Origin of the sequence: Streptomyces sp. NPDC013157 (assembly GCF_042899865.1) — a bacterium.
Classification (GTDB): Bacteria; Actinomycetota; Actinomycetes; order Streptomycetales; family Streptomycetaceae; genus Streptomyces.
In genome coordinates this window covers 276,644-300,681 of record NZ_JBIBAK010000004.1, presented here as the reverse complement: position 1 = coordinate 300,681, position 24,038 = coordinate 276,644, and the positions used below count along the sequence as shown (strand labels likewise).

The 24,038-nt window shown below is 72.4% G+C and carries 19 protein-coding genes; 9 read left to right on the top strand and 10 right to left on the bottom strand.

Annotation, left to right across the window (positions count from 1 at the left end):
• Positions 1–12: 12 nt before the first annotated feature.
• The 7 genes from murD to rsmH all read right to left on the bottom strand — a co-directional run bounded on the left by murD (position 13) and on the right by rsmH (position 9,244).
• Positions 13–1,431 carry a UDP-N-acetylmuramoyl-L-alanine--D-glutamate ligase gene (murD, locus tag ACFY6U_RS14660; protein WP_390038092.1) on the bottom strand — a complete coding sequence of 473 codons (1,419 nt, stop codon included), beginning with the start codon at positions 1,429–1,431 and terminating at the stop codon, positions 13–15.
• Positions 1,413–2,483, bottom strand: coding sequence for a phospho-N-acetylmuramoyl-pentapeptide-transferase (mraY, locus tag ACFY6U_RS14655; RefSeq protein ID WP_351497047.1), 1,071 nt, complete (start codon positions 2,481–2,483; stop codon positions 1,413–1,415). The genes murD and mraY overlap by 19 nt, the downstream gene beginning before the upstream one ends.
• A complete protein-coding gene (gene murF / locus ACFY6U_RS14650) occupies positions 2,483–3,910 on the bottom strand; it encodes a UDP-N-acetylmuramoyl-tripeptide--D-alanyl-D-alanine ligase (protein ID WP_390038090.1) in 1,428 nt (475 codons plus the stop codon). The genes mraY and murF overlap by 1 nt, the downstream gene beginning before the upstream one ends.
• Positions 3,911–3,938: 28 nt before the next feature.
• Complete coding sequence (locus ACFY6U_RS14645; protein WP_390038088.1) at positions 3,939–5,468, bottom strand: UDP-N-acetylmuramoyl-L-alanyl-D-glutamate--2,6-diaminopimelate ligase; 1,530 nt, start codon at positions 5,466–5,468, stop codon at positions 3,939–3,941.
• Positions 5,469–5,699: 231 nt separating this feature from the next.
• On the bottom strand, positions 5,700–7,487 hold the full coding sequence (locus tag ACFY6U_RS14640) for a peptidoglycan D,D-transpeptidase FtsI family protein (protein ID WP_390038087.1): 1,788 nt from the start codon (positions 7,485–7,487) through the stop codon (positions 5,700–5,702).
• Between the two features lie 209 nt (positions 7,488–7,696).
• Positions 7,697–8,254 (bottom strand): septum formation initiator family protein, encoded by a 558-nt coding sequence (locus tag ACFY6U_RS14635; RefSeq protein WP_390038085.1) that lies wholly within the window; start codon positions 8,252–8,254, stop codon positions 7,697–7,699.
• A gap of 33 nt (positions 8,255–8,287) precedes the next feature.
• On the bottom strand, positions 8,288–9,244 hold the full coding sequence (gene rsmH, locus ACFY6U_RS14630; RefSeq protein WP_390038083.1) for a 16S rRNA (cytosine(1402)-N(4))-methyltransferase RsmH: 957 nt from the start codon (positions 9,242–9,244) through the stop codon (positions 8,288–8,290).
• A gap of 355 nt (positions 9,245–9,599) precedes the next feature.
• On the opposite strand from rsmH, the gene ACFY6U_RS14625 reads away from it, so the two are divergent.
• The 4 genes from ACFY6U_RS14625 to ACFY6U_RS14610 all read left to right on the top strand — a co-directional run bounded on the left by ACFY6U_RS14625 (position 9,600) and on the right by ACFY6U_RS14610 (position 15,277).
• Positions 9,600–10,148 (top strand): carbonic anhydrase, encoded by a 549-nt coding sequence (locus tag ACFY6U_RS14625; protein ID WP_351497005.1) that lies wholly within the window; start codon positions 9,600–9,602, stop codon positions 10,146–10,148.
• A 358-nt stretch (positions 10,149–10,506) separates the two neighbouring features.
• Positions 10,507–11,547, top strand: coding sequence for an AAA family ATPase (locus tag ACFY6U_RS14620; RefSeq protein ID WP_390038081.1), 1,041 nt, complete (start codon positions 10,507–10,509; stop codon positions 11,545–11,547).
• Positions 11,547–12,896, top strand: coding sequence for a DUF58 domain-containing protein (locus ACFY6U_RS14615; RefSeq protein ID WP_390038079.1), 1,350 nt, complete (start codon positions 11,547–11,549; stop codon positions 12,894–12,896). The genes ACFY6U_RS14620 and ACFY6U_RS14615 overlap by 1 nt, the downstream gene beginning before the upstream one ends.
• Positions 12,893–15,277, top strand: a complete 2,385-nt coding sequence (locus tag ACFY6U_RS14610) for a DUF3488 and DUF4129 domain-containing transglutaminase family protein (RefSeq protein WP_390038077.1) — start codon at positions 12,893–12,895, stop codon at positions 15,275–15,277. Before ACFY6U_RS14615 ends, ACFY6U_RS14610 begins: the two co-directional genes overlap by 4 nt.
• Positions 15,278–15,599: 322 nt before the next feature.
• Here ACFY6U_RS14610 and ACFY6U_RS14605 read toward each other — a convergent pair whose 3' ends face one another.
• The 3 genes from ACFY6U_RS14605 to ACFY6U_RS14595 all read right to left on the bottom strand — a co-directional run bounded on the left by ACFY6U_RS14605 (position 15,600) and on the right by ACFY6U_RS14595 (position 17,747).
• Positions 15,600–15,986: a DUF3040 domain-containing protein gene (locus ACFY6U_RS14605; RefSeq protein WP_093504067.1), complete on the bottom strand. Its 387-nt coding sequence runs from the start codon at positions 15,984–15,986 to the stop codon at positions 15,600–15,602.
• Positions 15,987–16,264: 278 nt separating this feature from the next.
• On the bottom strand, positions 16,265–17,035 hold the full coding sequence (locus ACFY6U_RS14600; protein WP_390038075.1) for a methyltransferase: 771 nt from the start codon (positions 17,033–17,035) through the stop codon (positions 16,265–16,267).
• 148 nt (positions 17,036–17,183) lie between these two features.
• Entirely contained in the window at positions 17,184–17,747 is a 564-nt protein-coding gene (locus ACFY6U_RS14595; protein ID WP_351496995.1) for an SAV_6107 family HEPN domain-containing protein, read from the bottom strand.
• 189 nt (positions 17,748–17,936) lie between these two features.
• Here ACFY6U_RS14595 and ACFY6U_RS14590 point away from each other — a divergent pair, with 189 nt between their 5' ends.
• The 5 genes from ACFY6U_RS14590 to ACFY6U_RS14570 all read left to right on the top strand — a co-directional run bounded on the left by ACFY6U_RS14590 (position 17,937) and on the right by ACFY6U_RS14570 (position 24,023).
• A complete protein-coding gene (locus ACFY6U_RS14590) occupies positions 17,937–18,716 on the top strand; it encodes an ATP-binding cassette domain-containing protein (RefSeq protein ID WP_390038073.1) in 780 nt (259 codons plus the stop codon).
• On the top strand, positions 18,688–20,772 hold the full coding sequence (locus tag ACFY6U_RS14585) for a YhgE/Pip family protein (RefSeq protein WP_390038071.1): 2,085 nt from the start codon (positions 18,688–18,690) through the stop codon (positions 20,770–20,772). The genes ACFY6U_RS14590 and ACFY6U_RS14585 overlap by 29 nt, the downstream gene beginning before the upstream one ends.
• A gap of 61 nt (positions 20,773–20,833) precedes the next feature.
• Positions 20,834–21,460, top strand: coding sequence for a TetR/AcrR family transcriptional regulator (locus tag ACFY6U_RS14580; RefSeq protein ID WP_390038069.1), 627 nt, complete (start codon positions 20,834–20,836; stop codon positions 21,458–21,460).
• Between the two features lie 386 nt (positions 21,461–21,846).
• The gene (locus ACFY6U_RS14575) at positions 21,847–22,461 is read left to right on the top strand and encodes a DUF4126 domain-containing protein (protein WP_390038067.1); all 615 of its coding nucleotides are present in this window, start codon (positions 21,847–21,849) and stop codon (positions 22,459–22,461) included.
• Between the two features lie 47 nt (positions 22,462–22,508).
• Positions 22,509–24,023 (top strand): phytoene desaturase family protein, encoded by a 1,515-nt coding sequence (locus tag ACFY6U_RS14570; protein WP_390038066.1) that lies wholly within the window; start codon positions 22,509–22,511, stop codon positions 24,021–24,023.
• Positions 24,024–24,038: the final 15 nt, after the last annotated feature.

Sequence of the window (24,038 nt, the reverse complement as noted above, 5' to 3'; positions counted from 1 at the left end):
CAGGCGGCCGGGTCAGGCGCCGAGTTCGCGAACCGCCTGGGCGAACGCGTCACCGCGCTTGTTGTAGTTGGCGAACATGTCCATGGAGGCACAGGCGGGTGCCAACAGCACCGTGTCTCCGGCGACGGCGAGTCGCCGGGCCTCCTGGACCGCCGCGAGCATCGCCCCAGTGTCGGTCCGGTCGAGGTCGACGACCGGTACTTCCGGCGCGTGTCGCGCCAGGGCGTCCCGGATGAGGGCGCGATCGGCGCCGATGAGCACCACGCCGCGAAGTCGCTTTGCCGACTTGGCGACCAGTTCGTCGAAGGTCGCACCCTTCGCCAGACCGCCCGCAATCCATACGATCGACTCATATGACGCCAACGAGGCTTCGGCCGCGTGGGTGTTGGTGGCCTTGGAGTCGTCGACGTACGCGACCCCGTCCACGTCGGCGACGTGGGCGATGCGGTGGGCGTCCGGCGTGAAGGCCCGCAGCCCGTCCCGTACGGCCGTGGGCGGCACCCCGAAGGCGCGCGCGAGGGCCGCCGCGGCAAGGGCGTTGGCGATGTTGTGCGGGGCCGGCGGGTTGACGTCGGCGACCTCGGCCAGCTCCTGGGCGTTCTTCTGCCGGTTCTCGACGAAGGCACGGTCGACCAGGATGCCGTCCACGACACCGAGTTGGGAGGGCCCCGGGGTTCCGAGGGTGAAGCCGATGGCCCGGCAGCCCTCCTCGACGTCGGCCTCGCGGACCAGCTCCTCGGTGAGCTTGTCGGCGACGTTGTAGACGCAGGCGACCCGGTTGCCCTCGTAGATGCGGCCCTTGTCCTTGGCGTACGCCTCCATGGAGCCGTGCCAGTCGAGGTGGTCGGGGGCGAGGTTCAGCACGGCCGCCGAGTGGGCGCGCAGGGAGGGCGCCCAGTGCAGCTGGTAGCTGGACAGCTCGACCGCGAGGACGTCGTACTCCTCGTCCCCGAGGACGGCGTCGAGCAGCGAGACGCCGATGTTGCCGACCGCGGCCGTGCGCAGGCCCGCGGCCTTGAGGATCGACGCCAGCATCTGGACGGTGGTGGTCTTGCCATTGGTGCCGGTGACGGCGAGCCAGGGGGCGGCGCCGGGGCCGCGGAGCCGCCAGGCGAGTTCGACGTCGCCCCAGATCTCGATGCCGGCCGCGCGGGCCGCCTGGAACAGCGGCTTGTCCGGCTTCCAGCCGGGCGCGGTGACGATCAGCTCGGTGCCCTCGGGCAGGGTGGCGCCGTCGCCGAGCCGGACCGTGACGCCCAGGGCCTCCAGTTCGGCGGCCTGTTCACGCGCGCGTGCGTCGTCGCCGTCGTTGACGACCGTGACGACCGCCCCGCGCGCATGGAGAACCCTGGCCGCCGGGACACCGGAGACGCCGAGCCCGGCGACGGTGACGTGCTTGCCCTGCCAGTCGGTCACTTGTCCGCTGCCCATCCTGCATAGAAGAGGCCGAGTCCGACAATCACACAGATGCCCTGGATGATCCAGAAGCGGACCACCACAAGGACTTCGGACCAGCCCTTGAGTTCGAAGTGGTGCTGGAGTGGCGCCATCCGGAAGACGCGCTTGCCGGTGAGCCGGAAGGAACCGACCTGGATGACGACCGACATGGTGATGAGGACGAACAGACCGCCCATGATGGCGACGAGGAGCTCGGTGCGGGAGAGGATCGCCAGGCCCGTGAGGACACCGCCGAGCGCGAGCGAACCGGTGTCGCCCATGAAGATCTTGGCCGGCGAGGTGTTCCACCACAGGAAGCCGAGGCAGGAACCCATCAGCGCGGAGGCGATGACCGCGAGGTCGAGCGGGTCGCGCACCTCGTAGCAGGCGTTCGGGTTGGTCAGGGTCGTCGCGTTGGCGCAGGACTCCTGGAACTGCCAGACGCCGATGAACGTGTAGGCGCCGAAGACGAGCACGGAGGCGCCGGTGGCCAGGCCGTCCAGACCGTCCGTCAGGTTCACGCCGTTGGACATCGCGAGGATCATGAACAGCGCCCAGACCACGAACAGCACCGGGCCGATGGTCCAGCCGAAGTCCGTGATGAAGGACAGCTTGGTGGAGGCCGGGGTGTTGCCGCGGGCGTCGGCGAACTGCAGCGACAGCACCGCGAAGGAGATGCCGACGATCAGCTGCCCGGCCATCTTCGCCTTGGCCCGCAGACCGAGCGAGCGCCGCTTGACGATCTTGATGTAGTCGTCCAGGAAGCCGACCAGGCCCATCCCGCACATCAGGCCGAGCACCAGCACGCCCGAGTAGGTCGGGGTGTAGCCGGTGATCACCTTGGACAGGAAGTAGGCGGCGACCGTCGACAGGATGAAGGCGATACCGCCCATCGTCGGCGTACCGCGCTTGCTGGCGTGCTCGCGCGGGCCGTCGTCACGGATGTACTGGCCGTAGCCCTTGCGGGCGAGGAGCTTGATCAGCAGCGGAGTGCCGATCAGCGTCAGGAAGAGACCGATGACGCCCGAGAACAGGATCTGCTTCATCATCGGGCATCAACACCCTCGGCACCGGACTCCAGGAGCGCCTGCGCAACGCTCTCCAGGCCCACCGACCGTGACGCCTTCACGAGTACGACGTCCCCCGGGCGCAACTCGCTGCGCAACAGGTCGACCGCCGCCTGTGCGTCGGACACGTGCACCGACTCCTCACCCCACGAACCCTCGTTATATGCGCCCAGTTGCAGCCAGGAGGCTTCCACTCCCCCGACGGCGACGAGCTTGCCGACATTGAGCCGGACGGCGAGCCGTCCGACCGCGTCGTGCTCGGCGAGCGCCTCGTCCCCGAGCTCGGCCATCTTGCCGAGCACCGCCCACGTGCGTCCCCCCTTTGCCTGTGCGGCTGTGCCCATGGCCGCGAGCGCGCGCAGTGCGGCTCGCATGGACTCGGGGTTGGCGTTGTAGGCGTCGTTGACGATGGTCACGCCGTCCGGGCGCTCGGTGACCTCCATACGCCAGCGGGAGAGGGAGCCCGCCTCGGAGAGCGCGAGGGCGATCTCTTCCGCGGACATGCCCAGCTCATGGGCGACGGCGGCCGCGGCGAGCGCGTTCGACACGTGGTGCTCACCGTACAGGCGCATGGTCACATCGCTTGCACCGGAGGGTGTGTGAAGGCTGAACGCGGGCTGTCCCGTGTCCGTGAGTCGTACGTTCTCGGCCCGTACGTCCGCTTCGGCCGACTCTCCGAAAAGGACCACCTTCGCCTTGGTACGGGAGGCCATGGCCCGCACCAACGGGTCGTCCGCGTTGAGGATCGCGACCCCGCCGTCCTCGGCCGCGGGCAGCGCCTCCACCAACTCGCCCTTCGCCTGGGCGATCTGCTCCCGGCCGCCGAACTCGCCGATGTGAGCGGTGCCGACGTTGAGGACCAGGCCGACCTTCGGGGGCGTCAGATCGGTGAGGTAGCGGATGTGGCCGATGCCGCGGGCGCCCATCTCCAGCACGAGGAACTTCGTCTCCTCGGTGGCGGACAGGGCGGTCAGCGGCAGCCCGATCTCGTTGTTGAGCGAGCCGGGCGTGAAGACGGTCGGCGCCTTGGTGCGCAGCACCTGGGCGACGAGGTCCTTGGTACTGGTCTTGCCGGCCGAGCCGGTCAGCGCCACGAGGGTCGCGCCGAGCCGTCGTACGACATGACGTGCGAGGGCACCGAGGGCGGTCTGGACGTCGTCCACGACGATCGCGGGCACGCCGACGGGGCGCGACGCCAGGACGGCGACCGCGCCGGCGTCCACGACCTGCCGGGCGAAGTCGTGGCCGTCCACGCGCTCCCCCACGAAGGCGGCGAACAGGCTGCCCGGCCCCGCTTCGCGGGAGTCCCGGACGACCTCCCCGGTGACCTGGACGGACGGATCCGGTATGTCGTGCGTCTGCCCGCCGACGACTTCTGCGATCTCGGCGAGAGAGAGGGCGATCACAAGTTCATCCCCTGGGTCTTCTGGATTTTCATCCCTGGGTTTTCCGGATGGCTTCGCGGAGGACCTGGCGGTCGTCGAAGGGACGGATCACGCCGGCGATGTCCTGGCCCTGCTCGTGGCCCTTGCCGGCCACCAGCACGGTGTCGCCGGGGTGCGCGCGGGCGACGGCGGCCTCGATCGCGGCGGCCCGGTCCTCGAAGAGGAGCACCTCGCCGCGCTCGTGGGCGGGCACCGAGGCGGCACCTTCGAGCATGGTCGCGAGGATCGCGAGGGGGTCCTCGGAGCGGGGGTTGTCGGAGGTCAGTACGGCGATGTCGGCGAGCCGGGCCGCGGCGGCGCCCATCGGGGCCCGCTTGGTCCGGTCGCGGTCCCCGCCGCAGCCGAGGACGATGTGCAGCCGGCCTTTGGTGACCTTGCGCAGGGCCCTGAGGACCGACTCGACGGCGTCCGTCTTGTGGGCGTAGTCGACGACCGCGAGGTAGGGCTGTCCGGCGTCCACGCGCTCCAGGCGGCCCGGCACGCCCGGCACGGCGGCGATGCCGTCGGCGGCGGACTGCGGGTCGAGCCCGGCGGCGGCGAGGGCGACGATCGCGGCGAGGGTGTTCGCCACGTTGAAGGGGCCCGGCAGCGGCGACTTGGCGGCGATCCGGACACCTTCGGGCCCGACGACGGTGAACGTCGAGTCCATCGGGCCGATGTGCACGTCCGCGGCCCGCCAGTCGGCGTCGGGGTGACCCTCGGCGGAGTAGGTGACGACCGGTACGGAGGCCTCCCGGGCGAGCCGGCGGCCGTACTCGTCGTCGACGTTGACCACACCCCGCCTGCTGCGTTCCGGCGTGAACAGCTGTGCCTTGGCCCGGAAGTAGTCCTCCATGTCGGAGTGGAACTCCATGTGTTCCGGGCTGAGGTTGGTGAAGACGGCGATGTCGAAGACGCAGCCGTCGACCCGGCCGAGGACCAGGGCGTGGCTGGAGACCTCCATGGCGACCGCCTCGACCCCGCGCTCGCGCATCACCGCGAACAGGGCCTGGAGGTCGGTGGCCTCGGGGGTGGTGCGCTCGGACTTGATGCGCTCGTCGCCGATGCGCATCTCGACCGTGCCGATGAGACCGGTGCTGCGCGCGGTCCTGAGGCCGCCCTCGACCAGGTACGCCGTGGTGGTCTTCCCGGACGTGCCGGTGATGCCGATCTGGAGCAGGTCGCGGCCCGGGCGGCCGTAGATGGCGGCCGCCAGTTCGCCCATCCGCCCGCGCGGGTCGTCGACGACCAGGACCGGCAGGCCGGTCGCGGCGGCGCGCTCGGCGCCCGTCGGGTCGGTCAGCACGGCGACCGCGCCGAGGCCGGCGGCCTGGGCGGCGAAGTCGGCACCGTGCAGCCGGGCGCCCGGCAGGGCGGCGTACAGGTCGCCGGGGCGGACGGCGCGGGAGTCATGGGTGATGCCCGTGACGTCGACCGTGTTCTGCGCGGGTTCCGGCTCGGCGGCACCCAGCTGACCGGCGAGCTCCGCGAGGGGTGTTGCGGAGACCTGAACCGGCCTGGGCGGCCCCGGATATGTCACGGAAGCGCCCTTCTGGGTGGTTTGGGACTGATCAGCGTGTGGCACGGCGGTGAGCGTACCGGGCGCACCCGCCTGCGAGCTAAAAAGGGGCCCGCGCGCAGCGCGGTCCTGCAAGGGTGGTGGCGGGCGACGGGCGGGCGAGGGGCGCGGCATCCCGTGGTTCCCGGGATCGGGGGTGATCGTTGTCACGAGCTCGTTCCTGGTGGTCTGTGCGAGGTGCTGAGGCGCTGATCAGGGTTTGTAGTCGACGGGCAGGTCGGCCGCCCTGGCGCCGGTCGGCGGGATCTGCAGGGTCTTGAGGGCGAACTCCATCACCTGCTTGTAGATCGGGCCGCAGATCTGGCCGCCGAAGTAGCTGCCGGCGGTGGCGTTCTGGATGGCGCAGTAGACGGTGATGCGGGGCTTGTCGGCGGGGGCGAACCCGGCGAACGACGAGGTGTAGCCGCGGTACCTGCCGGTGGCCGGATCCACTCGGTTGGCGGTGCCGGTCTTACCCGCGACGTTGTAGCCGGGAATGGCCGCCTTGGCGCCGGTGCCCTGCTCGTCGTCCACGACGGACTCCAGCATCTCGGCCAGGGTCTTCGCCGTCTTCTGGCTGATCACGCGGGTCTTCTTCGGCTGGGCGGCCGGGGTGAAGCGGCCGTCGGCGCCCTTGGCGCCGCGCACCAGGGTCGGCTCGACGCGGACCCCGCCGTTGGCGATCGTCGAGTAGACGGAGGCCGCCTGCATGGCGTTGATGGAGAAGCCCTGACCGAAAGGAATGGTGTACTGCTGCGAGGTCGACCACTTGTCCGGGGCGGCCAGGATGCCCTTGGTCTCGCCGGGGAAGTCGAGCCCGGAGTAGCTGCCGATGCCGAACTTGCGCAGGTACGAGTAGAGGACCCGGTTGGCCTGTTCCTGGGTCTTGCCGAGCTGGCCGGTGGCGAGGATGGTGCCGATGTTGCTGGACTTGGCGAGCACGCCGTTGAGCGTGAGGTACCAGGTGGCGTGGTCGACGTCGTCCTTGAAGAGCCGGTCGCCGCGGTGCAGCCGGTTGGGCACCACCACGTGCGTGAGCGGGGTGGCGGCGTTCTCCTCCAGGACGGCCGCCATCGACATCACCTTGGCGGTGGAGCCGGGCTCGTAGGCGTCCTGGACGGCCGCGTTGCCCATCGCGTCGGCGTCGGCCGTCGACAGGTCGTTCGGGTCGAAGCCGGGCGAGTTGGCCATCGCCAGGATCTGCCCGGTCCGGGTGTCCTGGACGACCACGTAACCGCGGTCCGCCTTGGACTTCTTCACCTGCTCGGTGATGGCGTTCTGCGCGGCCCACTGGATGTCCCGGTCGATGGTCAGCTCGACGTCGGAGCCGGGCACCGCCGGAGTCTCGGTGGAACCCGCGGTGGGCACCTCACGGCCGCCCGACTGGGCGTAGCGGATCTTGCCGTCCTTGCCGGTCAGCTCCTTGTCGAGCTGCTGCTCGACGCCGCCGCCGCCCCTGCCGTCGGCGTTGACCCAGCCCAGTATCCCGGCGGCCAGGTCACCGTTCGGGTACACGCGCTGGCTGCTCGGGTCGGCGAAGACGCCGGCCAGCACGTTGACGGTGCTCTTGTCGGTCTCCGACTTGGTGGTGAGGGCGGCCTTCAGGTCCTTGATCTGCTTCCAGACCTGCGGGGTCTGCCGGGTGGCGAGCCGGACGTAGCGCAGTTCCTTGTTGGCCGGCCGCAGCAGCTTGACGAGGTCGGCCTGGTTCTTGCCGAGGATCGGGGCGAGCAGCGCGGCGGCCTGCTCGGGTCCGTCGCCCACCTTGAGCTGCTTGCCGGTGAACATCGTGGGGTCGGCGGTGATGTCGTACGCGTCCTCGCTGATCGCGAGGGCCACGCCGTTGCGGTCGGTGATGCCGCCGCGCTCGGCTGCCAGGGTGTGCACGACGTACCGGTTCTGCTCGGCCTTCGCCGCGTACGCGCTGGCGTCGACGGCCTGCACCTGGAGCAGGCGGCCGACGAAGACCATCAGCACCAGGGTCAGGGCGAGGCCGACCATGCGCAGCCGGGGGCGGGGGCTGCCGAGCCGCAGGGGGGGTGCGGCCGGGGGGCGCGGTCCGCCCGGGCGGCGGACCGGGCGCGCGCCGGGACCGGGGGCGGACCGGCTCCGGACGGCACCTCTGGGGTCCCGGGGGCGGGGCGGCTTGGCGGGGCCGGGCACGCGGCGGCGCGGCGGCTGCCTGTTTCCAGAAGTGTCTGGCACTTCCGTCACCTGCCGGGGGTCGTGGTCGGGGGCGTTCCGGGCGTGAGGGCCGGGGCGGGGGTCGGCTCGGACGGCGTCACCGACGCGGAGGCCGCCGGTGCCGTCACCGACGCGGAGCCGGCGGGCGTCGGGGCGGGTCCGGTGGCGGACTGCGTGCCGAGCGCCTCGGGGGCGGGCGGCGCGGTGGTCTGCCGGAGGGCGGCGGGGCTGGGAACGCCCTTCACGGTGCCGTCCGGGCCGAGGAAGACCGGGTCACCGCCGGGGACCATGCCGAGCTCGCGGGCGCGGCGCTGGAGGGCGTCGGGAGCGGAGTAGGCGTCGATGTCCCGCTGCAGCGCCTGTTCCTCGTCGGTGAGGTTCTTCGTCTGCTTCTGCAGGTCGTCGAGTTTGAACGAGCCCTCGCTGAGCGCCGAGTTCAGCACCAGCAGGCCGATCAGGCCGCCGCCGAGGAGCAGGACGACGAGCAGGACGAACGGAGTGCGGGCGGCCTGGCGGGCACGGCCGGCCGGAAAGAGCCGGGCGAGCCGGGCCGCCCGCCCCCGCAGCTCGGGTTTCCTACTCACGTGTCCTCCGGTGGGTCCGCGAACCCCGCTCGCTCACTCGGCTTCCTCCCTGATGCGCTGGGCTCCCCGAAGACGCGCCGGAGCGGCCCGGCGGTTCTCGGCGACCTCTTCCTCGGTGGGAAGTTCGGCACCGCGCGTGAGCAGCTTGAGCCGGGGCTGGTACTGCTCGGGCACGACCGGCAGCCCGGGCGGCGCGGTGGTGGCGGCGCCGGCCGCGAACACCTGCTTGACGAGGCGGTCCTCGAGCGAGTGGTACGACAGTACGGCGATCCGGCCGCCGACCGCGAGGGCCTTCACGGCGGCCGGGATCGCCCTTTCCAGGACCGCGAGTTCGCCGTTGACCTCGATGCGCAGCGCCTGGAAGGTGCGCTTGGCCGGGTTGCCGCCGGTGCGCTTGGCGGCCTGCGGCAGCGCGTCCCGGATCAGCTCGACGAGCCGGGCGCTGTTGGTGAACGGCTCCTTCACGCGTTCCCGGACGATCGCCGAGACGATCCGCTTGGCCTGCTTCTCCTCGCCGTACTGGAACAGGACGCGGACGAGATCGCCAGCCGGGTAGGTGTTGAGGACCTCGGCGGCGCTGATGCCGGTCGTCTGGTCCATGCGCATGTCCAGGGGCGCGTCCTGGGCGTAGGCGAAGCCCCGGTCGGCCTCGTCGAGTTGCATGGAGGAGACGCCGAGGTCGAAGAGCACGCCCTGCACGCGCGCGATGCCGAGGCGTTCGAGTACGGCGGGGAGCTCGTCGTAGACGGCGTGCACCAGGGTGGCGCGGTCGCCGAAGGGGGCGAGCCGCTCGCCGGACAGGCGCAGGGCCTCCTTGTCGCGGTCCAGGGCGACCAGGCGGGCCTCGGGGAAGCGGGTCAGCAGCGCCTCGCTGTGGCCGCCGAGGCCGAGGGTGCAGTCGACGACCACGCTGCCCGGCCGCTCCAGGGCGGGTGCCAGCAGATCCAGGCACCGCTGGAGCATCACCGGGACGTGTCGACTCTGGCTCAAGGGGGCCTCTCAGGTCCGGCACGGGGGACGCACCGCCGGGTCCCCGCCCGCTCGGTACGCGCACCGCGCACGTGGGGAGACGGTCCGGGCACCGTGCCGGGGTCTCCAGGGGATTTCACCAGCGGGGAGAGTCTCGCCTCCCGCTTCGCGTCACTTTAGTCCACCGTGTCGCCCGGTCAATCAACCGGCCTGCGCGGCGCGTACGGCGTCCGGGCAGGGGCGGGGATTCATCGGGAATCACCCGTGCAGCCCTGTTTTGCCCTCCGTGTGGGTTAGCTCACAACAAGCCACGATGACGTTCTTTGTCCCCTCTCACAGGAGGCCGTGACCACGCGTGACCAGTAACGTCATGACTATGACGACTTCCGCAGCAGTTCCCACTGGATCCGAAGGCGCCATAACCACGGACGGCACCGTGACGGATCGCCTGGTCGACGCCAACCGGACCTACGCGTCCGCCTTCACCGACCCCGGCATGGACGCCCGGCCCGTACTGCACGTGGCCGTGGTGGCCTGCATGGACGCCCGCCTCGACCTGCACAAGGCGCTCGGCCTGCAGCTCGGCGACTGCCACACCATCCGCAACGCCGGCGGCGTGGTCACCGACGACGTGATCCGCTCCCTCACCATCAGCCAGCGCAAGCTCGGCACCCGCAGCATCGTGCTGATCCACCACACCGGCTGCGGCCTGGAGGCCCTCACCGAGGACTTCCGCACCGAGCTGGAGATGGAGGTCGGCCAGCGCCCGGCCTGGGCGGTGGAGTCCTTCCGGGACGTCGACCAGGACGTCCGGCAGTCCATGCAGCGGGTGCGCACCTCGCCGTTCCTGCAGTACACCGACGACGTGCGCGGCTTCGTCTTCGACGTCCGCACCGGCCTCCTCCGCGAGATCGACCCGGCCTGACCGGATCCCCGCGCCCGGCCGCCCGCACCACATGCAGCCGGGCCCGCCTCCTCTTTCCCCGCCCTGCCCCGCCCTTCCCCGCGCCGACGCGACGCTTCGGCCCGCCGAGCAGACCGCGCACCCCGGAACGGGCCCGCCTCAGGCTGTCGGCCCGCTGTCGAATAGGCGGTCGAAAGGCCGCAAGACCGACATACTGCGGGCAGTTGTCCACAGGCGAGTGACACGAATCGGTAACGGCAGCAAGAATGCGGTGTGAGACGTCGCGCGGAACCATTCACGCGTGGTGTCCGTGATTCGGGGTGGGCCGGTTGTGCGAGACGACGCGCCGGCCGGGCAATGACGGGCCGAGGAGGGCCGGGTGACGACCTATGACGATCGAGCGAGCCTCACTGATCTGACCGCCACTGTGGAGCGGGTCCGCAGTTCGGTGGAGGGTGTGATCGAGGGCAAGCCCGAGGTCGTACGGCTTTCGCTGACCGTGCTGCTCGCCGAGGGACATCTTCTGATCGAGGACGTCCCGGGCGTGGGCAAGACGATGCTGGCGAAGGCGTTGGCGCGGTCCATCGACTGCACGGTGCGGCGTATCCAGTTCACGCCCGACCTGCTGCCGTCGGACATCACCGGCGTGTCCATCTGGGACCAGCAGCGCCGGGACTTCGAGTTCAAGCCGGGTGCGATCTTCGCGCAGATCGTGATCGGCGACGAGATCAACCGCGCCTCGCCCAAGACCCAGTCGGCGCTGCTGGAGTCGATGGAGGAGCGGCAGGTCACCATCGACGGGCAGACCTACGAACTGCCCAGTCCGTTCATGGTGGTGGCGACCCAGAACCCGGTCGAGATGGAGGGCACCTACCCGCTGCCCGAGGCCCAGCGCGACCGCTTCATGGCCCGCGTCTCGGTGGGCTACCCCAGTGTCGAGGCCGAGTTGCAGATGCTCGACATCCACGGCGCGGTCAACCCTCTCGACGACCTCCAGCCGGTGGCGCACGCCCATGACGTCGTGAAGCTGATCGAGGCCGTGCGCGGGGTCCATGTCGCCGAGCCGGTCCGCCGGTACGCGGTGGACCTGGTCGCCGCCACCCGTACCCACCCCGACCTCAGACTCGGCGCCTCCCCGCGCGCGACGCTGCACCTGCTGCGCGCGGCGAAGGCGTCCGCGGCCCTGAGCGGCCGGGAGTACGCGCTGCCGGACGACGTGCAGGCGCTCGCCGTGGCGGTCCTGGCGCACCGGCTGCTGCCCACCGCCCAGGCCCAGCTCAACCGGCGCACCGCGGAGCAGGTCGTGCAGGAGATCCTGCAGTCCACCCCGGTCCCCGCCGCCCCCCAGCAGCAGACCGGCTTCGGCGGTCTGGGCCGCGGCGTGCCGGCGTACCCCCAGCAGCCCCCGCGGAGTCTGTGATGGGCACCCCGGCGGAGGCCGGCCGCGAGGAGACGGGCGGGATCCGCACGGCCCTGGCCGGGCTGACCACCCGCGGCCGGTCCTTCCTCGCGGCCGGCATCGCGGCGGTGATCTGCGCGTACATCCTCGGCCAGGCCGACCTGCGCCGGGTCGGGCTGCTGCTCGCGGTGTTGCCGCTGATCTGCGCGGCCGTGCTCTACCGCACCCGCTACCGGGTGGCGGGCAGCCGCCGGCTCTCCCCCGCGCGGGTGCCGGCCGGCAGCGAGGCCCGGGTCCATCTGCGGATGGACAACGTCTCGCGGCTGCCCACCGGCCTGCTGATGCTCCAGGACCGGGTGCCCTACGTCCTCGGCCCGCGCCCCCGCTTCGTCCTGGACCGGGTGGAGCCGGGCGGCCGCCGCGAGGTGTCCTACCGGGTCCGCTCGGACCTGCGCGGCCGCTATCCGCTGGGCCCGCTCCAGCTGCGCCTGACCGACCCGTTCGGCATGTGCGAACTGACCCGCTCCTTCTCGACGTTCGACACCCTGACGGTCATCCCGAAGGTCGAGCCGCTGCCGCCGATCCGGCTCAGCGGCGAGGCGAAGGGGTACGGCGACGGGCGGCAGCGTTCGCTGGCCCTGGCCGGCGAGGACGACGTGATCCCGCGCGGCTACCGCTACGGCGACGACCTGCGCCGGGTGCACTGGCGCTCCACCGCCCGCTACGGCGAGCTGATGGTGCGCCGCGAGGAGCAGCCGCAGCGCGCCCGCTGCACGGTGCTCCTCGACACCCGGGGCGGCGCCTACGAAGGAGCGGGCCCCGACTCGGCGTTCGAATGGGCGGTGTCCGGTGCCGCCTCGGTCCTGGTCCACATGCTCGAACGCAACTTCTCGGTCCGGCTGTTGACGGACACCGGCAGCTCGGTGCCCGGCGAGGGCGCCGACGGTTTCGCGGGCACCGGCCAGGAGTCGGCGGAGGCGGCCGGGCTGATGATGGACACCCTGGCGGTGATCGACCACTCGGACGGCACGGGCCTGTCCCGGGCCTACGACGTGCTGCGCGGCGGGAACGAGGGGCTGCTGGTGGCCTTCCTGGGCGACCTCGACGAGGAACAGGCGACGGTGGCCGTGAAGATGCGCCAGCGCAGCGGCGGCGCCGTGGCCTTCGTGCTGGACCCGGACACCTGGGTCAGGGAGCCGACCGACGTGCCCGCCCCCGGCAACGCGCACGAGGAGCGGCTGCGGATGCTGCGCGAGTCGGGCTGGACGGCCGTCAGCGTGCCACGCGGCGCCTCGGTGGCCGAGCTGTGGCGGCAGGCCGACCGGGAGCGCGCCGGGCTGGCCGCGCTGGGCGGGGAGGCACGGCGATGAGCGGACGGGCCCGGCTCGCCCTCACCGCGGCGGCGGCGACGCTGATGGCCTCCTGCGCCCTGCTGCCGCTGGTCTCCCCGGTGACCTGGCTGTTCCAGGCGGCGTTCCTGCTGGCGGTCCAGACGGGCGTGGGTGCGGCCGCCCGGCGGGTGCCGCTGGCCCGGTCGCTGACCGTGGCCGCGCAGGCCCTGGCCACCCTGCTGATGCTGACCGTGGTCTTCGCCCGGAGTCACGCGATCGCCGGGCTGATCCCCGGCCCGGACACCTTCCGGTACCTCGGCGACCTGCTGCAGCAGGGCTCGGACGACGTCAGCCGGTACGCGATACCCGCGCCGCTGACGCCCGGCATCCGGCTGATGGTGATCGGCGGGGTGCTGGTCGTCGGGCTGGTCGTGGACACCCTCGCGGTGACCTTCCGCAGCGCGGCCCCGGCCGGGCTGCCGCTGCTCGCGCTGTACTCGGTGGCGGCGGGGCTCTCCGACGGGCCGACCGACTGGCTGTGGTTCCTGGTGGCGGCGGCCGGCTATCTGATGCTGCTGCTCGCCGAGGGCCGGGACCGGCTCTCCCAGTGGGGCCGGGTGTTCGGCGGGGCCGCGCGCACCCCGGGCGGCCAGGAGAGCGGTGCGGTGGCCCCGGTGCGCACCGGGCGCCGGATCGGTTTCGCCGTGCTGGGCGTCGCCCTGTTCGTGCCGTTCGCGATGCCCTCGATCCAGGGCGGCCTGCTGGACGGCGCCGGCACCGGTGTCGGCGTGGGCAACGGGAACGGCGGCACGATCTCCGCGGTCAACCCGCTGGTGTCGCTGCGGGACAGCCTCAACGTGGACGAGGACCGCCAGGTGCTGTCCGTGCGGACCAGCAACGACGACGTCTCCGACCTGTACCTGCGGATCGTCTCCCTGGACGACTTCGACGGCACCACCTGGAAGCCTGCCCAGCGGCACATCACCAACGTGCCGGGCACGTTCCCGACCCCGGCCGGCCTGGGCGCCGACGTCAGGCGGACGACGGTGAAGTCGACGATCGCGGCCGCCGACTGGTACGCCCAGGACTGGCTGCCGATGCCGTACCCGCCGAGCGGGGTGAAGGTGGCCGGCACCTGGCGCTACGAGCCGGTCGGGATGACCCTCGTCGGCGACCACGGGCAGAACACGCGCGGTGAGACCTACCAGGTCACCAGCCTGGACGTGCAGCCGACGGCGGAGCAGCTGGCCGCCGCGCCGGAGCCGTCGGCGGCCATGAAGAAGGAGTACACCCAGGTGCCCTCCTCGCTGCCGTCGGTGGTGGCGCAGACGGCGAAGGAGGTCACCGCGGGCTCGACGAACCACTACGAGGAGGCGGTCAAGCTCCAGGACTACTTCGCGGTGACGGGCGGCTTCCAGTACGACACCCAGGTGGAGGTCGGCCGGGGCGAGGGCGCGATCGCGAACTTCCTGAAGCAGAAGCGCGGTTTCTGTGTGCACTTCTCCTTCGCGATGGCCGCGATGGCCCGGACGCTGGGCATCCCGGCCCGGGTCGCGGTGGGCTTCGCACCGGGCACCCCGCAGGCCGACGGCACGGTGTCGGTGGGCCTGAAGGACGCGCACGCCTGGCCGGAGCTGTACTTCGAGGGCGTGGGCTGGACCCGCTTCGAGCCGACCCCGACCCGGGGCACGACCCCGTCGTACACGGTGTCGCAGACGCCCGGCTCCTCGTTGCCGGACGAGACCCTGCCCTCCAAGGGCACCTCGGCCGCGCCCTCGGCCTCGGCCTCGCAGAGCGAGAGCTGCACGCCGCAGCTGCGCAGGCAGGACGCCTGCGCCAGCCCGTCCGCGGCGGCCGCGGTGCCGAGCGGCGACGGCGGGCCGCCGTGGTGGCAGCTGGCCCTGTGGGCGCTCGGCGGTCTCGCGGTACTGGCGGTGCCGCTGTCGCCGATGCTGTACCGGCAGCGGGCACGGGCGCGCCGGCTCGGGGCGCACGACCGTACGCCCCAGGGCGTGGCGGCGCACACGCTGGCGGTCTGGCTGGAACTGACCGACACCGCCTGGGACTTCGGCATCCTGCCGGACGAGTCGCAGACCCCGCGGAACGCGGCCGCCCGGATCGTCCGGCTCGGCCGTCTCGATCCGGCCACCGCGGCATCGGTGCACCGGGTGGCGGACGCGGTCGAACAGGTGCTGTACGCGCCACGGCCGCGGCCGGCGGCGGGCCTCGCGGACGACGTCCGCCGGGTGACGGCCGCGTTCAACGGCACGGTCGGTGTGCCCGCGCGCCTGCGGGCGCTGTTCGCTCCGCGGTCCAGCGTGCGCGCGGTGTGGGCGGCGTCGGCAGCCCGGTCCCGGCTGCGGGATCGGCTGGCCGCGGCCAGGCCGACCCTGCGAAAGCCGTCGGAGCAGGAGGGCTGACGGGGCTGGCGCGGGGGGTCGGGTCGCTTACCGGCGCTTGCAGGGTGCCTCCCCCAGCCTTCGGCCGGGGGACTCCCAGCGCCCACCCGTGCCGCCCCAGCGGCACGACTGCCCGCGGCTGGGGACGACGCGGTGGCTACAGCGCCCCGTCAGGGGCGCGGGGAACTGCGCGAGCAGCCCCCACCGGCCCGCAGTGACTCACGGCCCGCAGCAAGGTGTCCTCGGCTCCGGCCGACCGAACAACGCCTGAGGGGTGACCACCAGCCGGTGGTCACCCCTCAGTCACGCTCTGTCTAGCCCGTCGGCCCCTCCGGCGAAGCCGTCAGCGGCCCTGTTCGTCGCGGCGGCGCTGCCACCGCTCCTCGATGCGGTCCATCATGGAACGCTTCGGCCGGCCCTGGCGGCGGGCCTGCGGGCCTGCGGGCTGCTCGCCGGGCTTGGGGGCCTTGCGCCAGCCGGTGACCGCGAGGACCGCGCAGCCCAGCATGACGAGGAATCCCACCACGCTGACCCAGACCTGCTGGACGACCATTCCGGCGATGAGGAGCGCGATACCCACGAGGAAGCCGGCCACCGCCTGGTAGACCCGGCGCCGGGTGTACGTCCGCAGGCCGCTTCCCTCAAGCGCTGTCGCGAACTTGGGGTCTTCGGCGTACAGCGCTCGCTCCATCTGCTCAAGCATTCGCTGCTCGTGCTCCGAGAGCGGCACGGCGTCCTCCTCATCGTGCAGTCGCCGGGGCGACCCGGGGGGTCCCTTCAGGATAGGCAGGGAATCGCCCCCGTGAAACCCGCCCCTCTAGGCCAATTGGCCAACCGGAACCCGCCATGGCAGTCCCGGCTCGCTGAGGCTTCCATTCCCCGGCGGCCGACCCGTCATGCCGGGTTGGTCTCCCTCGATCATACGGCGCAAACCCCTCGATCGGGGGGCCTGTGGCGTACTCCATCCGCTGTCGAGCCCCTGATCAGGGGGCTCGTCTCAGGAGAATCTCAGACCTCTGCGGCACCCGGTGTCTCGCCGAGCACGTGCAGCTGGGTGGCGACGGCGTGGAAGGCGGGGAGCTCGGCCGCGGCGGCCTCCAGCTTGAGCAGGGCGTCCAGGGCGCCCGGCTCGGTGTCCACCAGGACCCCGGGGACCAGGTCGGCGAAGACCCGCACACCGTGCACGGCGGTCACGGCCAGGCCCGCGCCCTCGACCAGGCCGGTGAGCTGCTCGGCGGTGAAGCGGCGCGGCATCGGGTCGCCGCTGCCCCAGCGTCCGTCGGGGTCCTCCAGCGCCTGCTTGGCCTCCGTGAAGTGCCCGGCGAGGGCGCGGGCGATCACGGCCCCGCCGAGCCCGGCGGCGAGCAGGCTGAGGACGCCCTCGGTGCGCAGCGCGGCCACCGTGTTGCGCACGCCCTCGGCCGGGTCGTCGACGTGCTCCAGGACGCCGTGGCAGAGGACCACGTCGTGGGCGCCGCGCTCGACCACGTCGAACAGGCCGAGGACGTCACCCTGGACGCCCTTGACCCGGTCGGCCACGCCGGCCTCGGCGGCCCGGCGCTCCAGCGCGAACAGCGCGTTCGGGCTGGGGTCGACGACGGTGACGCGGTGGCCGAGGCGGGCCAGGGGGACGGCGAAGTTGCCGCTGCCGCCGCCGGTGTCCAGGACGTCCAGCGCGTCCCGGCCGGTGGCCTTGACCCGGCGGTCGAGGGCGTCCTGAAGAACCTCCCAGACCACGGCGGTACGGAGAGAAGCGCGGGGTCGAGTGGGGTCCGGCACGGCAGTTGACTCCTCGGCGCGGCACCGCCTGTTGCCCGGCGGCGCGAACTCGGTGCCTTCCCGGGCCCGGGATGCGGGAGGAGGGAAGGCTTCAGGCGCTCTCCACCCTATTGCCTCCGCCGCCCGATGCCTTCGCCGCCTTGCCTGGTCATCCCGCGTCGGGCAGCTCCCTTCCCGGGTCACCGGCCGGCCGCTCCCCGTCCTGCCGGCGCGGCTGCGGCAGGACCGGCTGGAGGACGAGCATCCGCTCGACGATCCGGAGGAACATCGCCACGTCCCGTATCAGGTCGTCGGCGTCCCGGCGGCCCGCCGCGCCCTGGATGCCGGCCTCGGCGCGGGCCCGGCGGGCGGCGCCGGAGGCGAACAGGGCACTCCACTCGGTGAGCTCGGGCGCGACCTCGGGGAGCACCTCCCAGGCGCTGCGGATCCGCGCCCGGCGCCGGGGCGAGGTCTCGGGGCGGGCGCGGGCGGCGAGCACGGCCGCGGCGGTGCGCAGGGCGGCCAGGTGGGCTGTCGCGTAGCGCTCGTTGGGGGTGTCGAGCAGTTCGGCCTCGTCCAGTGCGGCGCGGGCCTGGGTGAGCAGGTCGAGGGCGGCGGGCGGGGCCGTGGCCCGGCGGAGCACGGGGTGCACATCGCTCGCCGGGCCGGTCAGTGAGGGGGCAGGGCCGGTGGCGCGGCGCCGGTGGGCGGCGGACGCTGACGAGTTGGCCATGACGAACCTCCTGTCGTCTGAGTGACGGCGCCCTCACACGGGGTGCCGTATGTGCCCATCGTGGGGTATGGCACTGACAGTCCGTTCTGACCTGGGGTTTTGCTTCGATCGTAGGTTCGGAGTAGTTTTTGCACTGACCAGTCAGTTCAAAAGAATGCCCGCTTCGGAAGAGAATGCAGGGGGGAACCTGTGCACGGCGTACCTGTCACGGCCGAGCGCCTCGGGCTCAAGGGGCCGCGGGGCTGGGCGTTCCGGGGGATCTCCCTGGACGCCGGGCCCGGCGCGCTGATCGCGGTGGAGGGGCCGTCCGGCTCCGGCCGCACCTGTCTGCTGCTCGCGCTCACCGGCCGGATGAAGGCCACCGAGGGCACCGCGACGGTCGGCGCGGCCCGGCTGCCCAAGCAGCTCGCGGCGGTACGGCGGGTCAGCGCGGTGGCCAACGTGGCCGGGGTCACCGACCTCGAACCCGCCCTGACCGTCGGCGAGCACCTGCGCGAACGGGCCCTGCTGCAACGCCGGTTCGGCGACTCCCTGCGCGATCTGGTGCGGCCGCGCACCGAGCGCAGGGCGCGGGCACAGCACCGGATCGACGACGCCCTGGCCGCCGCCGGGCTCGACCTGGAGTCGCTGCCCAAGGGCGCCCGGACCGCCGTACGGGATCTGGAGCGGATCGAGGCGCTGCGGCTGTCCGTGGCGCTTGCGCTGGTCGGGAAGCCGCGGCTGCTGGCCGTGGACGACGCGGACCTGAAGCTGTCGGAGTCCGAACGGGACCAGGTGCGGGCGCTGTTGGCGTCCATCGCCGAGGCCGGGACGACGGTGGTGGCGGTGTGCGGACAGGCGATGGCGGGGGCCGTCGTCGTGCGCACCGGAAGCACCGGGGCGACGGAGACCTCCGAAGAGTCGGAAGCGTCGGAAGAGTCGGAAGACGAGGAGGCCGGCGATGCGCTCGCCGCGACTGGCCGCGCTTGAGCTCAGGCGCTTCGGACGGGGAAAGCTGCCCCGTGCCGCCCTGGTGGCCCTGCTGGTGCTGCCACTGCTGTACGGCGCGCTGTACCTGTGGTCGTTCTGGGATCCCTACGGCCGCCTCGACCGCGTCCCCGTGGCGCTCGTCAACGACGACAAGGGGGCGACCGCGAGCGGGAAGCGGGTCACCGCGGGCGACGACATCGTGGCCGGGCTCAGGGACAGCAAGAGCTTCGACTGGCACGAGGTGAGCGCCGCCGAGGCCCGCCGGGGCGTCGAGGACGGCACGTACTACCTGTCGCTGACCGTGCCCGCCGACTTCAGCGCGCGCATCGCCTCCAGCGCGGGCGACTCCCCGCAGACCGGCGCGCTCCAGGTGCGCACGAACGACGCGAACAACTACATCGTCGGGCAGATCTCCCGCACGGTCTTCAACGAGGTGCGCTCGGCCGCGTCCACCAAGGCGTCCCGGTCCTTCCTGGACCGGATCTTCGTCTCGTTCGCCGACATCCACGGGCAGACCGTGAAGGCCGCCGACGGCGCCGACACCCTCGCCGGCGGCATCGGGAAGGCCGAGAAGGGGTCGAAGGACCTGGCGAACGGCCTGACGGACGCCAGGACCGGCAGCGCGAAGCTCGCCAAGGGGATCCGGAAGCTGGACACGGGCGCGGGCACGCTGGAGGACGGCTCGCGGCAGGTCGCCGACGGCACCCAGGCTTTGGCGGACCGGGTCGACGGGGTCTACGGCAAGGTCGGCCCGTACCTGGCGCAGAACGAGAAGACCATCGGTGACACCGCCCGGCTGGTCGCCGACTCGGCACAGACCGTCCGCGACAACCTGGGCGTCCTGGTGAAGACCGCTCCGGCGGCCGCGCATACCGCCCACGCGGCCGCCGAGACCCTGGACCAGGTCTACGCGGCGCGCTGCTCGGCGGACCTGCTGACCGACCCGGTCTGCCCCGACCTGAAGAAGGCCAGGGACGCGGCCGACGACGTGGCCGCCGTCGCCGACGACCTGAACACGCTGATCGCCGACCAGAACGGCGACCTGAAGACGCTCGACGCGAACCTCGGCACGCTCCAGACCCAGGCGCGGGCCCTCGCCGACCGCGCCCCGCACCTCGCCGAGGACGTCGCCGACGCCGTCAAGAAGATCGACAAGCTGAACGAGGGCGCGGCTCGGGTGGCCGCGGGCGCCGCGAAGCTGCACACCGGGCTCGGCACGGCCGTCACCGGGGCCACCGGCCTCGACAGCGGCCTCGGCAGGCTCGAGTCCGGCGCCTACGACCTGAGCGGCGGGATGTACAAGCTCGCCGACGGGTCCAACACGCTCGCCGGCGGCCTGCACGACGGCGCGGCGAAGATCCCCGACTACGACAAGCAGGACCGCGACGAGCGCACCGGGGTGATGGCCGACCCGGTCCAGCTCGCCTCGCACGACCTGCACAAGGCGCCCAACTACGGCACCGGGTTCGCCCCGTACTTCATCCCGCTCTCCCTGTGGGTCGGCGCGATGGTGGCCTACATGCTGATCCAGCCGCTCAACCGGCGTGCCCTGGCGGCCGGTTCGGCGGCCTGGCGGATCGCGCTGGCGGGCTGGCTGCCGGTGGTCGCGGTCGGGGTGCTGCAGACGGCCGCGCTGATGGCCGTACTGCACTGGGCGATCGGCCTGGAGATGGTCCGCGCGGCCGGGACGGTCGGGTTCCTGTTCCTGGTGGCGGCCTGCTTCGCGGCGATCGTGCAGTGGCTGAACGCGCGCTTCGGGGCGGCGGGACGGATCCTCGTCCTCGCCCTGCTGATGCTCCAGCTCACCTCGGCGGGCGGCACCTATCCCGTGCAGACCAGCCCGGGCTTCTTCAACGCGATCCACCCGTTCCTGCCGATGAGCTATGTCGTGTCGGCGCTGCGGCGGCTGATCACGGGCGGCGGTCTGGGACCGGTGTGGCAGGCCTGTGCCGTCCTGATGGCGTTCACGGCGGGTGCCCTGGCGCTCACCGCGCTCTCGGCCCGGCGCCGCCAGGTGTGGACGCTGGACCGCCTGCATCCCGAGCTGAGCCTGTGAGGCGTCGATGACCTCTTCTTCCGTGCCCGCGGGGGCCGCCGTTCCTGTGAGAATCAGGACCATGGAAAGCAGCAGCACCACGGGCGGCAGCACACGCCGTGAGGCCACCCGGCAGAAGCTCTACGAGGCCGCCGTCACACTCATCGCCGAGCAGGGCTTCTCGGCCACCACGGTGGACGAGATCGCCGAACGGGCAGGCGTCGCGAAGGGCACGGTCTACTACAACTTCGCGAGCAAGTCGGTCCTCTTCGAGGAGCTGCTGCGGCACGGCGTGGGCCTGCTCACCGCCTCCCTGAAGGACGCCGCCGAGCAGACCGCGCGGGAGGGCGGCAGCCGGGTCGACGCCCTGGACGCGATGGTCCGCGCGGGCCTCGTCTTCATCGACCGCTACCCGGCCTTCACCCAGCTCTACGTCGCGGAGCTGTGGCGCACCAACCGGGCCTGGCAGTCGACGCTGATGGTGGTCCGGCAGCAGGCCGTCGCGGTCGTCGAGGGCGTGCTGCGCGAGGGCGTGGAGAACGGCGAGTTCAGCGACGAGATCGACGTCCAGCTGACGGCGGCCGCACTGGTCGGGATGGTGCTGGTGGCCGCGCTGGACTGGAAGTCCTTCCAGCCGGAGCGCTCCCTGGACGACGTCCACGCGGCGCTGTCCCGGCTCCTGCAGGGGCGGGTGAGCGGGAAGGGCTGAGCCCTTCCGGGACCGGCACGCGCGCGTGAGTGTGCGAAAGCGCCGGCCGCCGGCGGCCGCGTCCCCCGCGGGCCGCCGTCGGACCGGCGCCTTCCGTGCTCCCCCGTGCTCCCCCGGTTTCCCGTTGTCCCCCGGGTCCCCTCTCCCCCGTGTCTCGCTTCCGCCGACGCGAATCGGCGGAAGGAGCGGCCAAGGGCGAAGGTGCCGTTCCGCCGCCCCGTGTCGGCGGTGCCGGACCCCGCGCCCCTTTCCGTGCCTCCACTCTCTCGTTCACGCAGGTCGCGGCCCATCCGCGCGCGTACTCAACCCGCCTCCTAAGTACGTGTACTCAGGTCTGCGCACCAAGGCCCAGGACGCACGGCCGCCGACTGGTTACGATCGCGTCCGTGTCGGTACTCCCCTTGGTCTTCACCAGCGGCTGGGCCAGCGGAATCAACGCCTACGCGGTGGTGCTGCTGCTCGGCCTCTTCGGCGCGACGGGCCTGAGCGACGACGTCCCCGAGACGCTGCAGCGCCCCGAGGTGCTGATCGTCGCGGGCGTGCTGTTCCTGTGCGAGGCGGTCGCCGACAAGATCCCGTACGTCGACTCGGTGTGGGACTCCGTGCACACGGTGGTCCGGCCGGTGGCGGGCGCCTGGGTCGGCGCGCTGCTCGCCGGGCACAGCGGCTCGGTCAACGACGTGGTGGCCGGGCTGGTCGGCGGTTCCACGGCCCTGGCCAGCCACACCGTGAAGGCCGGGACCCGGATGGCGGTGAACACCTCGCCGGAGCCGTTCAGCAACATCGTGCTGAGCTTCGCCGAGGATCTCGGGGTCGCCGGGATCGTGTCGTTCGCGATGTTCCACCCGCTGGCGGCGGCGATCATCGCCGCGGTGCTGCTGGCGACCGGCCTGATCGTGCTGGTGTTCCTGGTCTCCCGGATCCGGCGCTTCTGGCGCCGCCGGGCCCAGCGCCGGGAGGAGCGCCGGCTCGCGGCGCAGGTGGGACGGCCGCCCGACTGACGGCCCGCCGGACCGGACTGTCGGTGGCGGTCGATAAAGTCGCGGGCATGGGACGGATTGCGGTGATCGGCGCCGGGATGGGCGCCATGGCGGCGGCCGCCCGGCTGGCCGTCGCGGGCCACCGGGTGACGGTGTACGAGCGTACGGAGACCTATGGCGGCGGGGTGCGCCGGTTCGAGCGCGACGGGTTCGCCTTCGACACCGGCCCGGGGCTGCTGCCGCTGCCCGCCGTGTACCGCGACCTGTTCGTCAAGACCGGCAAGGAGCCGTTGGAGGACTGCGTCGAGCTGGTCCAGGTGGATCCGTCGGCCCGGCACGTCTTCGCGGACGGCACGGAGGTGTCGCTGCCGAACGCGTCCCGCGCGGGCGTCGTGGCCGCCCTGGACGAGGCCCTCGGCGCCGGTGCGGGGCAGCGCTGGGGCGACTTCCTGGTGCGGGCCCGGGAGGCCTGGGACCGCACCCGGCGCCCGCTCCTGGAGGAGCCGCTGTGGCCGAACTGGCAGGTGCTCGCCGAGCGCGAGCCGTACCCGTCGGTCCCGCACAAGAAGCTGCTGCGCACGCGCCGGGCGAGCACGCTCTACGAGATCGGCGCCTGGGAGCTGCGCGACGAGCGGCTGGCCGCTCTCCTGAACAGCCACGCGATCGCTTACGGCCTCGACCCCCGGGACACTCCGGCGAGCGCGGCCGTGCTGCCGTACCTGGAGCACGCCTTCGGCATCTGGTACGTGCGTGGTGGCATAAGGGAGTTGGCGCGCGCGGTGTACGAGCGGTGTGTGAAGCGGCGGGTCGAGTTCGTCTTCGGCGCGGAGGTCACCGGCATCCTGGCGAAGGACGACCGGGCGGTGGGGGTGGAGTTGGCCGACGGCGAGGTGGTCGACGCGGATCATGTGGTGGCGGGTGTGGATCCGGTGCGGCTCAACACCCTCACCCAGTGGACGGGTTGGCAACTGGATGCGGACGGCGACGTACGGGCCGACGCGACGGTGGCGCGCCCGGGCCGGTTCAGCGTGCTGCTCGCGCTCCGGGGCGGCCGGGAGACCGGTGCGGTGCACCGCACGGTCGTCCACGCGCCGGACGACCAGACCGAGCTGGACCTGCTGACCGCACCCGGCGGCGACCGGCCGGTGCGCCCCACCGTCACGGTGCTGCGCCCCGGCGACCCGGCGCTCGGACCGGACGAGAACCACGAGTCCGTCGTGCTGTCGGCGGTGCTGTCGACCGAGGCCGACTGGGAACGGGAGAGTACGGCCCTCACCTACACGGACTTCCTGCTCGAAGCCGCCGAGGCCGCCGTGCCGGGACTGCGGGAGCGCCTGCTGTGGCACGAGACACGGGTGCCGGAACAGGTCACGGACGCGCAGGGGTTCGGGGAAATCTCCGCACCGGCCCTGGCCGCCGGTCGGGGCCGCTTCCTGCACCCGGCCAACACGACCCGGCTGCCGGGCCTGTACCGGGTGGGCGACTGGTCGCACCCCGGTGGCGGGCTCCCGCACGCGGGCATGTCGGGGGCGCTGGTGGCCGGGCTGATCGTGGAAGGGCCGGAGTTCCGCGGCTCGCAGTGAGCCGGGTGCAGCGGG